Origin of the sequence: Kitasatospora sp. NPDC001527 (genome assembly GCF_040298605.1) — a bacterium.
Taxonomy (GTDB): Bacteria; Actinomycetota; Actinomycetes; order Streptomycetales; family Streptomycetaceae; genus Kitasatospora.
Genome location: NZ_JBEPAM010000065.1, coordinates 23524 through 38266, shown reverse-complemented (window position 1 = coordinate 38266; position 14743 = coordinate 23524). Strand labels below are relative to the sequence as shown.

Sequence of the window (14743 nt, the reverse complement as noted above, 5' to 3'; positions counted from 1 at the left end):
CAAGTCGCTGGCCCGCGACGTCTTCGCGCGCACCGTCCAGCCGCTGTACTCGATGGTCCCGGCCGGCGTCACCGGCCACAACACGGCCTTCTTCGCCCCCGGACCGGGGCCGGCGTCAGCTCTTGGCGAAGCCGGTCGGGCTGAGCGAGTCGAAGCCCAGCCGGACGGCGGTGACCGTGCCCAGGTCGGCGTTGGTGGTGTGCACCGCGACCAGCTCCTGGTCGGTCAGCGCCCGGCGGTGGATCCGGAACTCGTCGAACGCGCCGGTGAAGCGGTTGGTGCCGTCGGGCTTCGCGCCGAGCTCGAAGCCGTTCACCGCGAAGGCGTCGGTGACGGTCACCGAGCCCGGCGGGACCGCCGAGGAGCCGACCACCGCGCCGTCCACCAGCAGCTGCAGCGTGCCGCCCGAGCGGCGCAGCGCCACCTGGTGCCATTGCCCGTCGCCGAAGGCGGTGGTCGCCGAGGTGTCCACCGCGGTCACCATGGTGGTCGCGGTGTCCGTCTCGAAGGCCGCGTAGAGCCGGTCCTGCGAGGGCTGGACGCGCAGCCAGATCTGCCGCTCCGAGGCGCCCGTGCCGTACGCCCAGAGCAGCACCTGGTCCGGGTCGGCCGGCTTCGCCTGGTAGCGCACCTCGCTGCTGATCGTGAAGTCGCCGGCGCCCAGCGCCACCGCGGAGCGGTAGGGCAGCCGGACGTCGTCGTCGGTGCCGTCCAGGGTGAGCGCCGCGCCGAACGCGCCGGCCGGGGTGAGCCCGGCCCCGCCGTCGACGCGGGCGTTGACGCAGTGGACGGAGCCGTCCGGGGTGGACGGCCCCTCGTCCAGGCGCACCGTGTCGTGCTGCTGGGTCCACTGGCTCTCGAAGCTCCACCAGAGCGCGGGCAGGTCGCCCGGGTAGTAGCCGCTGCTGCCGACCGGCGAGCCGGCCACCGTCGCCAGCTCGGCCGTGCTCAGCGCCCGGTGGTAGAGCCGGACGTCGTCCAGCGAGCCGGTCAGCACGTCGGTGCCGGTGGGCTTGGCGCCCACCCGCAGGCCCTCGATGCCCTGCTCCGGCCCGGCCGTCAGAGAGCCGGTGAGGCCGGTGACGGACGCGCCCGCGCCGCCGTCCACGCTGAGCCGCACCGTGCCGCCGGTCCGGGTGAGCGCCATCAGGTGCCAGGCGTCGTTGCCGAAGGCGGTGGCCGCGGAGGTGTCCGGCAGGGCCACCGAGACGGTGGCGGTGGCGGTCTGCACCCAGGCGAACAGCCGGTCCTGGGAGGGCTGGGCCCGCACCCACAGCGAGCGCTGGCCGGAGGTGGAGCCGTAGGCCCAGAGCAGGGCCTGGTCGCCGGTGCCGGCCTGGTACTTGAACCAGACGGTGTAGGTGAAGTCGCCCGCGCCGACGTCGAGGGTCGGCGTGTAGGGCACCTGGACGCCGGGGCGGTCGCCGCCGACGTCGATGCCGGTCGCCCCGACCCGGCCGGTCACCAGCGAGGGCTTGCCGCCCAGCAGGGTGCCGTCGGCGCAGTGGCCGGAGACGTCCTCCTCGATCGCGACCGGGGTGCGGGTGGGCACGGTCGCCCCGTCCAGGACCTGGAAGGGCAGCCGCACGCCGAGCGCCGCGTCGACGTCGGGCGCCAGCGCGGCCGCGTTGGTGTCCCGCAGCGCGGTGACCTGGGCGGGCGTCAGCGCGGTGCGGTACAGGCGGAACTCGTCCAGGGCGCCGGTGAAGCGGTCGTCCGCGGCGGCGTTGGGCTTGGCGCCCAGGCGCAGCCCGGTGGTCCGGTCGCCCGGGCCGGGGGTGACGGCGCCGGTGACGCCGGTGGCGGTGGCCGGGGTCCCGCCATCGACCGCGAGGGCGACGGTGCCGCCGGTGCGCGAGAGCGTCACCAGGTGCCAGGCGCCGTCACCGAAGGCGGTCGCCGCCGACGGGTCGGACAGCGCGACGGGGGTGCCGGCGTCGGAACCCTGCACCCAGCCGTAGAGCCGGTCCTGGCCGGGCTGCGCGCGCAGCCACACCTGGGGGACGGCGCCCACGCCGTAGCCCCAGAACAGGACCTGCTGGGCGGTGGCGGCGGTGGCCTGGTACTTGAACCAGAGGGTGTAGGTGAAGTCGCCCGCGCCGGGGTCGATCGGGCGCGACCAGGGCAGCTCCGCGTACTGCGCGGTGGCCGCGGCGCCGTCCAGCACCAGGCCCTGGTTGTACCGGCCGGGGCCGAGCGTGGCGCCGCCGCGCGGGTAGGCGTCGCCGTGCTCCGGGCCCGCGTCGGGGGTGGTGACCGCGGCGGGGACCTGCTGCTGGTCGGAGCCGGTGCCGTGGAAGCCGCCGGGCAGGCCGAGCGCGGCCGGGGTGAGGGTGCGGAAGTGGATCTGGTCCGCCGAGAACGTCGTGCCGGTCTCGTAGAGCAGCCCGATCTCGCCGGTCACGGCCTCGACCAGGTCGGAGTAGCCCGACGCGTTGCCGGTGATCAGGCCGTTCGCGGGGGTCTTCCAGGTGGTGCCGTTGTCCAGGGAGTACCGCACGGTCATGTTCTTGCGGCTGCTGGGGTCGGCCGGGCCGGAGAACAGCAGGGTGTCGCCCGACACGCTCTGCCAGGTCTGCCGCAGGGCCAGCACGGAGCCCTGGACGTCCGGGGTGACCAGCGAGGGGACCACGGTGGCGGCGGGCGTCGTCGTCCCGCCGTCGCTGCTCACCGCGCGGGTGCGGTGGTTGGCGCTGCCGCCGATCTGGTTGCGGGCCATGGCGTAGACGCTGCCGCCGCGCAGCTCGGTGACGGAGACCTCGCCGGGGTTGACCAGCGCCTGGCCGGGGTCGGCCGGGTCCGCCACGTAGGAGTTGGGGGTCGACCCGGCCTGCCAGGTGGCGCCGTGGTCGTCGCTGTACAGCACGCCCGCGTACACCACGCCCTTGGACGGGACCTGGTGCGCGCCGACGACCAGCCGCCCGGCGTGCGCGCCCTGGGTGAGCTGGACGCCGTGTCCGGGGCCGGTGGCGAACCAGCCGTCGGTGGCGCCGGAGAACGTCGAGGTCAGCTGCTCGGCGGCGGACCAGGTCCGGCCGTCGTCGTCGCTGTGCTGGATCCAGGGCAGCCGCTTGCCGGTCGGCGTCGCGGGGTTGGAGGTGGAGAGCAGGAAGACCCGGCCGGTGGCGGTGTCCACCACGGGGGCGGCGTTGCCGCGGGTGTAGGGCTGGCCGGCGTCGCCGGGGCCGCCGGAGAGCACCACCTCGACGGGGCCCCAGGTGCGGCCGTCGTTGGTCGAGCGGCGCACCACGATGTCGATGTCCTGGCGGTCGGCGCAGGTGGGCGACTTGCGGGCCTCGGCGAAGGCGAGCAGGGTGCCGGCCGCGGTGCGGGTCAGGGCCGGGATGCGGTAGCAGCCGTAGCCGCCGGTGCCGCCCGCGAAGAGCACCTGGTCGCTGGTGCCGCTGACCCCGCCGGCCTGGGCCGGCCCGGCGGGCGGGCCGGCCAGGGTGAGCACGACGGCGGTGCAGAGCGCCGCCACCCAGGCCGGCCACGCGAGGCGCGGGGCGCCGTGCCGCAGCCGCGTCCGGCGTGCGTCCCGGCGTGAACATGATCGATTCATGACGGCGGACTGTAGGCCGGTCGCGTGTACGGCGGATGTCCGGCGTGTGCACACCCCGTGGGCCGCCCCGGGCCGGCTGACCTCCCGTCACTCCGCCCAGGGGGAGCCCTTGATGACCTCGACGAAGTCGCCGCGCTCGAAACCGGGCAGGTAGTGGGCCAGGACGTCGGCCTTGACGTTGCCGAAGGTGGTGCCGGGCCGGTCCCTGATGCCCTCGGTGAAGGCGGCGAGGATGCGGTTCTTGAAGTCGGGCCGCGGGTGGGCGGCGGTGACGGCGGCGCGCTGCCCGTCGGTCACGGCGTGGTAGCCGATGCCCAGGACGTCCAGTTCCACGCCCCGGGTGACCAGCGCGATCTCGGGGGCCATGTGCAGCGGGATCTCCGGGGTGGTGTGCAGGGCGATCGCGGTCCACACCCGGTCGGCCGGCTCGCCCGTGATGCCGTGGGCGTGCAGGAAGCGGCGGGCCTCGTCGGCGCCGTCGATCTCGAAGCGCTGGTCGGTGCGGGCGAAGCGCCCGGTGAGTCCGAGGTCGTGGAACATCGCCCCGACGTAGAGCAGCTCCGGGTCGAAGTCCAGCCCCTGCTCGGCGCCGCGCAGCGCCCCGAACAGGAAGACCCGGCGGGAGTGGTCGAACAGCAGCGGGGAGGCGGCCTCCCGCACCAGCGCGGTGGCCTCCGCGGCCAGGGCGCTGTCCGGGATCCGCACGCCCGCGATCGTCTCGCTCATCACGATGTCCTTCCGCTGGGGAACACTCGGTGGCCGACTCCACCCTGGCCCGTCGCCGCGGCCCGGCGCCAGACCCGTTCGCCTGTTCGTCCCAGCGGGCGGCTCAGCCGGCGGGCCAGTTGCGCAGCAGGGCGTCGAGGGCGTCGACGATGCGCGGCCAGCTCTGCTCGGAGGTGCGCGGGGTGTGCTGGAAGCCGCCGGCCCGTTCGAGGGCGATGTAGCCGTGGAAGGTGCTGCCGAGCAGGCGGACGGCGTCGGTCTCGTCGGGTTCGGCGAGGTCGTAGCCGCGCAGGACGGCCCGGGCCAGCTGGGAGTGGCGCCCGGCCGCGCTGTCGCGCGCGGTCTGCGGGTCGAGTTCGAGCCGGGCGGCGGCGTAGCGGCCGGGATGCTCGCGGGCGTAGTCGCGGTAGGCGTCGGCGAAGGCGGCGAGCGCGTCCTTGCCCGCGCGTCCGGCGAGCGCGGCGGCCGCGCGGTCGGCCAGCTCCTCCAGGGAGAGCAGGGCGATCCGGGTCTTGAGGTCCTGGGAACTCCTGACGTGCGAGTAGAGGCTGGCGTCCTTGACGCCGAACCGCCGGGCGAGCGCGGAGACGGTCACCCTGTCGAAGCCGACCTCGTCGGCGAGTTCCGCTCCCGCCCGGGTGAGGCGTTCCGTGTTGAGCCCCGCGCGTGCCATGTCCGTCCTCCCGTTCGCCTGGGGCCATTGTACATTTGCCTAGGAGGCCTAGGTAATTTACTTTGTCTCCTATGAAGCCGTTGACCGAACCCGAGATCCGCGCCGCCTTCGTGAACTGCACCAAGGGCGAGGCCGCCCGCCTGAACGTCCCCCGCGATCTGGCCGAACGGCCGTGGGAGGATCTCGACTTCCTGGGTTGGCGCGACCCACGGGCCCCCGACCGCGGATGTCTCGTGACGGTGCTGGACGGCGGCCCGGTCGGGGTGGTGCTGCGCGCGCCCGGTACCGCCTCCTGGCAGCTGCGCCGCAGCCTCTGCTCGCTCTGCGTGACCAGTCACACCGGGGGAGTCTCCCTGCTGGTCGCCCCCAGGGCCGGCCGGGCCGGCAAGCAGGGCAACTCGGTGGGCGCCTACATGTGCGCGGACCTCGCCTGCTCGCTCTACGTGCGCGGCATGAAGGACACCGGTACCCGGATCCACGAGTCGCTCACGGTGGAGGAGAGGATCCACCGGACGGTGGCCAACCTCGCGGCCTTCCTCGCCAGGGTCACCGCGTAGCCGGCGGAGGGCTGCTTCCCCGTGAGCGGTCGGCGGTCGGGCCGCTCCGATCGGGCGGCCGGCTCGTTGAAGGGGGTATGGCGGACGAAGCGGGTGACGGCGGATCGGTGCCGATGGTCTGGGCGCTGGCGGTGCGCGCGGGGGCGGCGGGGCCGCCCTTCGCGGAGCTGATCGTGGAGATCGGGCCGCGCCTGTACGGGGAGTTCGTCGAGAGCGCGGTGGACAGCGGCTTCGTGCTGGCGGCGGGGGAGCCGCCCGCCACCACCGCCGTGGTGGGGCTGCACGGGAACGTGCTGAGCCGGCTCGTGCTGGTGGGCGGCCGGCAGCTCTGGGAACCGGCTTCCGAGGTGCGCGCCTCGCCCGGCTGGATGGCGGCCGCCGAGGGGCGGGCCGCGGTGGTCGTCCTCGTCGTCCCGCCGGGGACCTGGCCGCCCGATCTCATGGACCTCGCCCCGGAGCAGGGCGCGGAGGTGCTCGGCCGGAGCCTGGAGACGGCCCGCACCGCCGGGGTGGTCCTGCACGGCATGGCCGGCTACGCGCGGCTCGACGCCTGACCGCGCCCGGCCGGGGCGGGCCGCCGTGGTGGCCGACGGGCGGACGTGGCCCCTGGGGTCGGACTCGTGCGAACGAATCATTCCGATGGGGCCTTCGATAGGTCAAGGGAAAACAAATTTACCGGCCGCTTGAAATACTGCCGAAATAGAACAGTGAAAGCGAAAAACGTCCAACTGTTCGGTTCTTTCGGAACGGGACGGGCCGGTTCGGGGTGGCCCTCGGGCGGCCCGCCCCGGTGGCGCGCCGGGCGTGCGCCGGACTCGTTCCCGGTCGCCCCGCCCGTCCGCGGACGCCCGTATCACCGCAGTTCAAGGACACGCCCGGTCGGCCGTGAACGCCGTCCGGCGTTCCGGTGCCCGCGCGCTCCCGGGTGGCGTCGCGGCCGGCGGAAGGCCGTGGACGGCGCGCGGCCCCGCGCCCCGCGCGCGCAGCGGCGCGATGCGCGGGCAGGGTGCGCGGCGGTGGCCGGACGGCCGGAACGCGCGCCGTTGCGGCGAGGTCGAGGCGGCCCCAATATTCGGATGGCCTGATCGCCATACCGGATTTCCGCTCCGGGGAATCGCCGGCCGGCGCCGTCCCGTTCCGCGCCGCTCCGCCTCCCCGTCCCCACCCTCGCCCAGAGCTTCGCGCTTCCCGTTCGCGCTTCCCGCTCTCCGCTGTGCGTCGTCCCGCCCACGCCGACCCCTGCCACGAGGAGGGTTCCGTTGGACAACCGCTACGAGGCCTACGCCTACGCCGACCCGCTCTTCTACGACTCGCCCCGGCGCTGGGGAGCGCACGAGGAGTTCTCCGCCGTGACCCGCCCCCTGCCCGAGGGCTGGGAGCGCGGGGACCTGGAGATGTGGGCGGTGGTGCGCCCGGTCGGCGTGCGGATCCCGGACCAGGGCTGGAAGATCCACGTCTCCTCGTGCGCCGAGACCGCCGAGGAGGTGCTGGAGACCGTCTTCGCCTACTGCCTGCGCGAACGGGTGACCTTCAAGTTCCTGCGCGGCCTGCCGATCCTCCAGGTGCAGAACTCCAAGTACGCGCCACGCGGCTCCAGCGGCAAGTTCTGCACCCTCTACCCGGTGGACGACGCCGAGCTGGAGCGATGTCTGGACGGCCTCGGCGCGCTGCTCGACGGTCGCAAGGGCCCCTACGTCCTCAGCGACCTGCGCTGGAAGGACGGCCCGCTGTACCTGCGGTACGGCGGCTTCGCCGAACGCCACTGCCGCAACGAGGCGGGCGAACGGGTGCTGGCCCTGGCCGGGCCGGACGGACGGCTCGTGCCCGACGTGCGCGGCGCGGCCTTCTCCGTCCCCCCGTGGGCACCGGTGCCGCGGTGCATAGCGCCGGCCGTCGCCGAGCGCGCGGTCCAGCGCGACACCGGACTGCCCTACACCGTGGAGCGGGTGCTGCACTTCTCCAACGCGGGCGGCGTCTACCTGGCCCGCGACGGTCAGGACGGCCCGCCGGTGGTGCTGAAGGAGGCCCGCCCGTTCGCCGGGCTGGACCAGCGCGGCGTGGACGCGGTGACCCGGCTGCGCAACGAGCACGCCGTCCTCGCCCGGCTGGCCGGCGTCCCCGGAGTCCCCGCCGAGCACGGACTGCTGACGGCCTGGGAGCACGAGTTCCTGGTCCAGGAGTACGTCGCCGGGCAGTCGCTGAGCGAGTGGCTGACGGCCCGCTACCCGCTGATCCACCCCGACGCCGACGAGCACGCCGTCGCGGAGTACACCCGGGACGCCCTGGCCGTCGTCGACCAGGCCGAACGGGCCCTGGAGCGGATCCACGCCCGTGGCGTGGTCTTCGGCGACCTCCACCCCCGGAACCTGATCATCAGGCCGGACGGCGAGCTGTGCTTCATCGACTTCGAACTCGCCAGCACCGTCGAGGACTTCCTGCGCCCGGCGCTGGGCGCGGCCGGCTTCACCGCCCCGCTCGGCCGCACCGGGACGGACATCGACCGGTACGGGCTGGCGGCACTGCGGCTCTGGCTGTTCTTCCCGCTGGTCCAGCTCACCGCCCTGGACCCGGACGCGGCCGGCCGGCTCGCCGACGCGATCGAGCGGCGCTTCCCGGTGCCGTCCGGCTACACCGACGAGATCCGCCGTCACCTCGCCCGCTCGCCCGGGGACGGCCGCACGCCCCGCCCCGAACTGGGCGCGGGCCGCGCCGGGACCCGCGCGCTGCTGGAGGCCCCGGTCGCCGACTGGCCCGCGATCCGGGACTCGCTGGCCGCCGGCATCGCCGCGGCGGCCACCCCCGAGCGCACCGACCGGCTCTTCCCGGGCGACATCGCCCAGTTCACCCAGGGCGCGCTCGGCCTGGCTTACGGCGCGGCCGGGGTGCTCTACGCCCTGCACGCGACCGGGGCCGCCGTCGACCCCGCACACGTGCGGTGGCTGGCCGACGCCGCCCGCGACCGCGCCCTGCCGGCCGGGCTGTACCACGGCGGCCACGGCGTCGCCTACGTCCTGGACCTGCTGGGCGAGCACGAGCGGGCGTCCGAACTCCTCGGCCGCCTCGGCCGGGCCGCGGCCGCCGACGGCGAGGCGGCCCCGGGACTGGCCTCCGGCGGCCCCGGCATCGCGCTCACCCTGCTCCACTTCGCCCGCGCCACCGGGGACGACCGGCTGCTGGAGGAGGCGCTGGCCGCCACCAGGAGCGCCGCGATGACCTGGGAGAAGACCGGCCGCGCCGACGCCGGACGCCGGGCCGGGCTGCTGGCCGGCGCCTCGGGCGCCGCCCTCGCCCTGCTCCGCCTCCACGAGCACACCGGCGACCGCACCCTGCTGGACCAGGCCGAGACCCTGCTGGAACTGGACCTCGACCGCTGCGTCACGGTGGCCGACGGCACGCTCCAGGTGGTCGACCGGCGCCGGGTCCTGCCCTACATCGAGACCGGCAGCGCCGGGATCGGCCTCGCCCTCGCCGGCCTCCTCGCCCACCGGCCCGACAGCGCCCTGGCCGGGCGGCAGACGCTGATCCGGAAGGCGGCGGAACCGGAGTTCGTGATCCAGCCGGGCCTGTTCAACGGCCGGGCCGGACTCCTCGGCTACCTCGCGCTGACCGGAACCGCGGACGCGGGGGAGCGCACCGCGGCCCTGCTCGACCGCCACCGCGCGCTGCTGGCGCTGCACCAGGTGCCCTACCACGGCCACCTCGCCTTCCCGGGCGACCAGCTGCTGCGCCTGTCGACGGACCTGGCGACGGGCTCGGCCGGGGTGCTGCTGGCCCTCGGCACCGCCTTCGCGGGCACCCCGTTCCTCCCGTTCACCGTGCCGGCGACCGCGCCCCGGTGACCCACCGACCCCACCACCGCTGACGGGCCCACCGCCCGCCGGCCCCGGGCGCGAACCGCGCGCCCCCACCTGCTCCCGGCCGCCCGGCCGGGTGATCCACCGCGCACCGAAGGAGAACGTCATGGCGATCCTCGACCTCCAGACCCTGGAGCTGCCCGAGACCGAGGCGGCCCCGATCGACGACACCCTCGCCAGCACCAGCTCGCTGAGCGTCCTCAACTGCGGCACCAGCACCGTCAGCACGCTGCTCTGCCTCTGACCCGACCGGCCGCCCGCAGGGGCGGCCCGTGACGGTCGACCCGGCCGGATGGTCCACGGACCGCCCGGCCGGGTCCCGCGCCGCCACCCGGCGCCCCGCCCCTCACGAACCCGTCCGATGCCCGCCGTCCGCCGCCCGCCGTCCGCCGCCCGCCGTCCGACGCCCGACGGCCCCGCCCCGGGAGCCCCGCCCAGAGAGAGGTGTTCCGTGGCCGTCCAGCCCGTCGCCGACCGGCCCGCGCCCGCCACCGCCGACGCCCCCACCGGGGCCGCGGCCCCCGCCCCGCCGCAGGTCCGGCTGCGCCGCGAACTCGCCGCCCAGCCGCTCCGCCTCGCCGCCGCCCTGCTCCTCGCCGTGCTGGCCACCGCCGCGGCCCTCGCGCTCCCGCTGCTGGTCCGCCGGATCGTCGGCGACTTCTCCGCCCACCGCTCGCTCGCCCCCGGCCTGCTGATGATGGCCGCCGCCGCCCTCACCGGCGCGGCCGCCCAGGCCCTCTCCGGCTTCCAGCTGGCACAGGTCGGCGAGGCGATGACCTACCGCCTGCGGACCACCCTGATGACCCACGCGCTGCGGCTTCCGCTGCCCGTCGTGCGCGCCCGGGGCACCGGCGAACTCGCCGCCCGGGTCACCTCCGACGCCCAACTGCTGGGCCAGGTGGTGGAGGTGGCGATGCAGCTGCCGCTCGCCGCGCTCAGCGTGCTGGCGACCCTCGCGGTCATGCTGTGGATCGACTGGGTGCTCACCGCGGTCACCGTGGCCGCCCTCGCCCTCCTCACCGCCCTGGTGCTGCTGATCACCCGCCGGATGCGGGCCAACGTCACCGGACAGCAGGACGCGGTCGGCCGGATCGCCCAGCGCTTCACCGCCGACCTGGAGGCCCTCACCACCATCAAGGCCTACCGGGCCGAACCGCTGGCCGACCGCGTGCTGGCCGAGGACGCCGAGCACCTGCGCGCCGTCTCGCTGACCGGAGCCCGGCTGGGCGCCCTGGTCCCGGCCGTGCTGACCCTCGGCAACCAGTTCGCGATGATCGCGGTCATCCTCACCGGCGGCGCCCGGCTGGCGGCCGGCGCCCTGCAGGTGGCGGCCTTCGCCGCGTTCCTGCTCTACCTGCTGCAGACCGTCCCGTCCGTGAACACGCTGGCCACCGGGTACGGGCGCCTCCAGGCCGGGCTCGCCGCCCGCGACCGCTGCAACGACCTGCTCGCCCTGCCCCCGGAGGCCGACCCGGACGACGCCGACCGGACCGCGCCCACCCCGGCACCCGACGCCCCGGCGGTGGTCTTCCGCGCCGTCTCCTACACCCACAGCGGAGCCCGGCGCGCCGCCCTGCGCTCCGCCTCCTTCAGCATCCCGCGCACCGGACTGACCGCCGTCGTCGGCCCGTCGGGCGCCGGCAAGAGCACCGCCCTCGCCCTGGTCGGCCGCTTCGTGAGGCCCGGCGCCGGATCGGTCAGCGTCCTCGGCCACGACATCCGGGCCTGGCCGCTGGGCGCGCTGCGCGCCCGGATGGCCTACGTGGACCAGGAGTTCACACTCCTGGAGGCCAGCGCCCGGGAGAACCTCCAGCTCGGGCGGGCCGGCGCCGCCGCCGAGCACGAGCTGGCCCGGGCCCTGGCCACCGTCGGGCTGGCCGAGGACGTCGAACGCCTGCCGCACGGCCTGGACACCGTCCTGGGCCGCGAGTTCGACCTCTCCGGGGGCCAGCGCCAGCGGATGGCCCTGGCCCGCGCCCTGCTCGCCGACGCCGACATCGTCCTGCTCGACGAGCCCACCAGCCAGCTGGACGGCCTCAACGAACTGCGCTTGCGCGAGGTCGTGGACCAACTGGCCCGCCGCAGCGCCGTCGTGGTCGTCGCCCACCGGCTCTCCACCGTCCGGCACGCCGACCACGTGATCATGATGGACGGCGGCGCCGTCGTCGACGCCGCCGACCACCCCACCCTGCTCGCCCGCTGCGCCCCCTACCGGGAGCTGGTCACCAGCCAGGCGGGGCCGTCACCACGCGCCTGAGGCCGCCCGGCCCCGAGGGTCAGTCCTGGTCGGAACCCGGTTGGACCAGGTCCGGCCCGCCGGTGTGCGGCACGGGGACGTAGCCCTCGGCGGGGGCCGGCAGGGCGTCGACGCACTCCGCCGAGCAGGCGTTGACCAGCAGCGGCAGTACGTCGGCCCCCGACGTCCGGCGCGAGATCCAGACCTGGCGCAGGGTCGCGCCGTCCACGGGCCCGTCGCAGACGCTGCAGGTCCGGATCGCCGTCGCCCCCCACACCCCGGGGTCGAGGTCCGTGAGGTCCAGGCCCGCGGCGGCGCCCGGCGCGGCGGCCAGGCCGGGGAACCGGGCCCGGTACTTCTCGTTCCCGTACAGGGCGCGCGTGCTCACCGTGCTGCGCCGCAGGCCGGGGCACCGGGTGAGCTCGTAGGGGAACCAGTGCAGCCGGTACGAGGTGTAGGGGGTGAACTCCTCCAGACTCGTCATCGCGCCGATCTCCGGCGGGACGCGCACCAGGTTGCTGCCGTACAGCACCAGGTGCTTCACCGCGGTGAGCCCGGCGACGGTCGGCGGCAGGGTGACGACCTGGCGCCGCTCCCGCGCGGTGAGTTCCACCAGCGGCGAGAACACCTCCCGCCCGTCCGCAGCCGCCTCCTGGACCAGTTCGAGCAGCCTCAGCCACCCGGGCGCCGCGGTGTCCTGCCGCTCCGGGTGGAACCCGGTCGCCCGCCCCCGCGCGGCCGCCCCCCGGGGCAGGCAGTCGCACCGCTCACGGGGCGCCTCCCCGCCCTCCGCCCCACCGGCGCCGGCCCATCGGTTGGAGAACACCTGCGGCTGCTCGCTCATCTGATCATGCTATCGATGTGCTCGATGGCGGGAGCCCGGGTGTGCCACGGGCGTCCCCTCCAGGAGACGTCCCTGGCACACCGCCACCTCTGTGGGTGGAGCCCATGGCCCGTCGGCGGTTCCGGCGCGGCTCGCATCCGCGCCCCGACCGGCGGACGAAGCGGCGGTCTGCCATGATCGCGCGGTGAGCGCTGCGAGGACGCCGGCCGTCGAGGCCGTCGAGTCACATGTCCGGGCCTTCTTCGAGGGGCATTGCGTGAAGGCCGTCGAAGCCGACCCGGGGCCGGAAGCGGGGCCGGCCGGCCTGCGCGTGCTCGTCGTGGGGCCCGGCCCGCGCGGTGACGGCTGGGCGTATGTGACGGCAGGTTGCTCGGCCGCGACGGCTTCGCAGGCCGGGAACGGCGTCGGGCTCGAGTTCGTCATGACCGCCCACGTCCGCGACCGGCGCTTCGTCGACGTCGTGGCCGCGATCGCCCGCTACCACCGCGCCGGGCACCGGCTCGGCCCGGAGCACAGCCTGCCGATCGGCGAGCCGTGGGTGCCGGGTTCGGCGTGCGATCACGTGCTGATCAGCCTGCCCTACCTCCACGGCCCCGGCCTCGAGCACTGCCCGGTGCCGGGTGGGCACGCCCGGATCCTGTGGGCCCTGCCGGTCACGGCGGCGGAGATCGGGTTCCGCCGGCGGTTCGGCCACGACGCGCTGGAGCGGCGCTTCGACGAGGCGGCGATCGTCCCCACCGACCCCTTCCGGGCCTCGGTGGTCTGAGGAACTGTCCGCGCGGCCGGCCGTCGGCGGCGTCGGGCAGGCCACTCTCGGTGGATTGGACCGGGACGGCGGGCGGGGCGGCGGCTACCGTCGACGGTACAGCCGACCGACCGGAGAGAACCGTCATGCACCCCGAACTCGCCGCCGACCTCGACCAGTTGCCCGCTCTGCTGGAGGAGACCCGCAGCCGGGCGGCCGCCTTCCTGGATTCCCTGGACGAGCGGCCGGTGGTCCCGAGGGCGGACCCGCCCGCCCGGATGCCGCTGGGCGAGCGGGGCGGCGGGCTGCGGGCGGCGCTGGCCGAGTTCGGCGAGCGCTGGGAGCCGAGGCTCTCGGGCGGTGCCGGGCCGCGCTACTTCGGGTTCGTCACCGGGGGAGCGACCCCGGCGGCGCTGGCCGGCGACTGGCTCACCGCCGCCGCCGACCAGAACTCCAACTCCTCCCTCGACGGCGCAGGCCAGCAACTGGAGCGGGAGACCGTCGGCTGGCTGCGCGAGCTGTTCGGGCTGTCCGCCGCGCACGGCGGCACCTTCGTCAGCGGCGCGACCATGTCCAACACGGTCGGCCTGGCGATCGCCCGGCAGTGGCTGGGCGAGCGCCTCGGCGTGGACGTGGCCGAGGACGGCGCCGGGGCGCTCGGCCGGGTACGGGTGTTCTCGGGCAGCGCGCACTCCAGCGTGGCCAAGGCGCTCGCGGTGCTCGGCCTGGGCCGCGGCGCGCTGACCCCGGTGCCCGTGCTGCCCGGGCGGGAGGCGGTCGACGTGGCGGCCCTCGGACGGGCGCTGGCCGACCACGACGGCCCCTGCGTGCTGGTGGCCAACGCGGGCACCGTCAACACGGCCGACTTCGACGACCTGCGGGCGCTCGCCGACCTGCGCGACCGCCACGGCTGCTGGCTGCACGTGGACGCCGCGTTCGGCGCCTTCGCCGCCCTGGTCCCCGAGCACGCCCACCTGGTGGCCGGCCTCGACCTCGCCGACTCCGTCTGCGTCGACCTGCACAAGTGGCTCAACGTGCCCTACGACAGCGCCGTCCAGTTCACCCGGCGCCCCGACCTCCAGGCCGAGGTCTTCCGCAACGCCGCCGCCTACCTCGGCCCGCTCGGCGCGGACCCCGACCTGGTGCACCTCACCCCGGAGAACTCCCACCGGCTGCGCGCCCTCGCCGCCTGGTTCACCCTGCGCGCCTACGGGCGGTCCGGCCACCGGGAGATCGTCGAAGGCTGCGTGGCGGGTGCCCGCGCCCTGGGGGAGGCGGTGGAGGGGACCGACGGGCTGCGGCTGCTGGCCCCGGTCCGGCTGAACGTCGTCTGTTTCACCCTGGCCGAGCGCCCCACCGCCGAACGCCTCGCCGCCCTCGCCGACCGGGTCGCCGACGAGGCCTTCCTCACACCGACCCACTACGACGGCGTGCCCGCCCTGCGGGCCGCCTTCAGCAACTGGCGGACCACCGGGTCCGACGTCCGCCGCGCCGCGGCGGCCCTGGCGAAGGCGGTGCGGGAGCTCGGCGGCTGAGGCCCGTCGCG

Annotated in this window: 11 protein-coding genes; 7 read left to right on the top strand and 4 right to left on the bottom strand. The window is 75.6% G+C overall.

Features of this window, described 5'->3' with window-relative positions:
* Positions 1 to 115 precede the first annotated feature (115 nt).
* The 3 genes from ABT238_RS35225 to ABT238_RS35215 form a co-directional block, all read right to left on the bottom strand.
* Positions 116 to 3562 carry a LamG-like jellyroll fold domain-containing protein gene (locus ABT238_RS35225; RefSeq protein ID WP_350571410.1) on the bottom strand — a complete coding sequence of 1149 codons (3447 nt, stop codon included), beginning with the start codon at positions 3560 to 3562 and terminating at the stop codon, positions 116 to 118.
* Positions 3563 to 3649: 87 nt separating this feature from the next.
* A complete protein-coding gene (locus ABT238_RS35220) occupies positions 3650 to 4288 on the bottom strand; it encodes an HD domain-containing protein (RefSeq protein WP_350571411.1) in 639 nt (212 codons plus the stop codon).
* Between the two features lie 103 nt (positions 4289 to 4391).
* Positions 4392 to 4961, bottom strand: coding sequence for a TetR/AcrR family transcriptional regulator (locus ABT238_RS35215; RefSeq protein ID WP_350804692.1), 570 nt, complete (start codon positions 4959 to 4961; stop codon positions 4392 to 4394).
* Between the two features lie 71 nt (positions 4962 to 5032).
* Between ABT238_RS35215 and ABT238_RS35210 the strand changes: the two genes are divergently transcribed.
* The 5 genes from ABT238_RS35210 (at position 5033) to ABT238_RS35190 (ending at position 11629) form a co-directional block, all read left to right on the top strand.
* On the top strand, positions 5033 to 5518 hold the full coding sequence (locus ABT238_RS35210) for an FBP domain-containing protein (RefSeq protein ID WP_350571414.1): 486 nt from the start codon (positions 5033 to 5035) through the stop codon (positions 5516 to 5518).
* 77 nt (positions 5519 to 5595) lie between these two features.
* Entirely contained in the window at positions 5596 to 6072 is a 477-nt protein-coding gene (locus tag ABT238_RS35205) for a hypothetical protein (protein ID WP_350804686.1), read from the top strand.
* A gap of 705 nt (positions 6073 to 6777) precedes the next feature.
* The gene (lanKC, locus tag ABT238_RS35200; RefSeq protein WP_350804682.1) at positions 6778 to 9357 is read left to right on the top strand and encodes a class III lanthionine synthetase LanKC; all 2580 of its coding nucleotides are present in this window, start codon (positions 6778 to 6780) and stop codon (positions 9355 to 9357) included.
* A 121-nt stretch (positions 9358 to 9478) separates the two neighbouring features.
* On the top strand, positions 9479 to 9616 hold the full coding sequence (locus ABT238_RS35195; RefSeq protein ID WP_350571418.1) for a SapB/AmfS family lanthipeptide: 138 nt from the start codon (positions 9479 to 9481) through the stop codon (positions 9614 to 9616).
* Positions 9617 to 9823: 207 nt separating this feature from the next.
* Positions 9824 to 11629, top strand: coding sequence for an ABC transporter ATP-binding protein (locus ABT238_RS35190; RefSeq protein ID WP_350571420.1), 1806 nt, complete (start codon positions 9824 to 9826; stop codon positions 11627 to 11629).
* 19 nt (positions 11630 to 11648) lie between these two features.
* Here ABT238_RS35190 and ABT238_RS35185 read toward each other — a convergent pair whose 3' ends face one another.
* Positions 11649 to 12452 (bottom strand): leucine-rich repeat domain-containing protein, encoded by an 804-nt coding sequence (locus ABT238_RS35185; protein WP_350804673.1) that lies wholly within the window; start codon positions 12450 to 12452, stop codon positions 11649 to 11651.
* 184 nt (positions 12453 to 12636) lie between these two features.
* Here ABT238_RS35185 and ABT238_RS35180 point away from each other — a divergent pair, with 184 nt between their 5' ends.
* Positions 12637 to 13218: a suppressor of fused domain protein gene (locus tag ABT238_RS35180; protein WP_350571424.1), complete on the top strand. Its 582-nt coding sequence runs from the start codon at positions 12637 to 12639 to the stop codon at positions 13216 to 13218.
* A 125-nt stretch (positions 13219 to 13343) separates the two neighbouring features.
* Positions 13344 to 14732, top strand: a complete 1389-nt coding sequence (locus ABT238_RS35175; protein WP_350804666.1) for a pyridoxal phosphate-dependent decarboxylase family protein — start codon at positions 13344 to 13346, stop codon at positions 14730 to 14732.
* Positions 14733 to 14743: the final 11 nt, after the last annotated feature.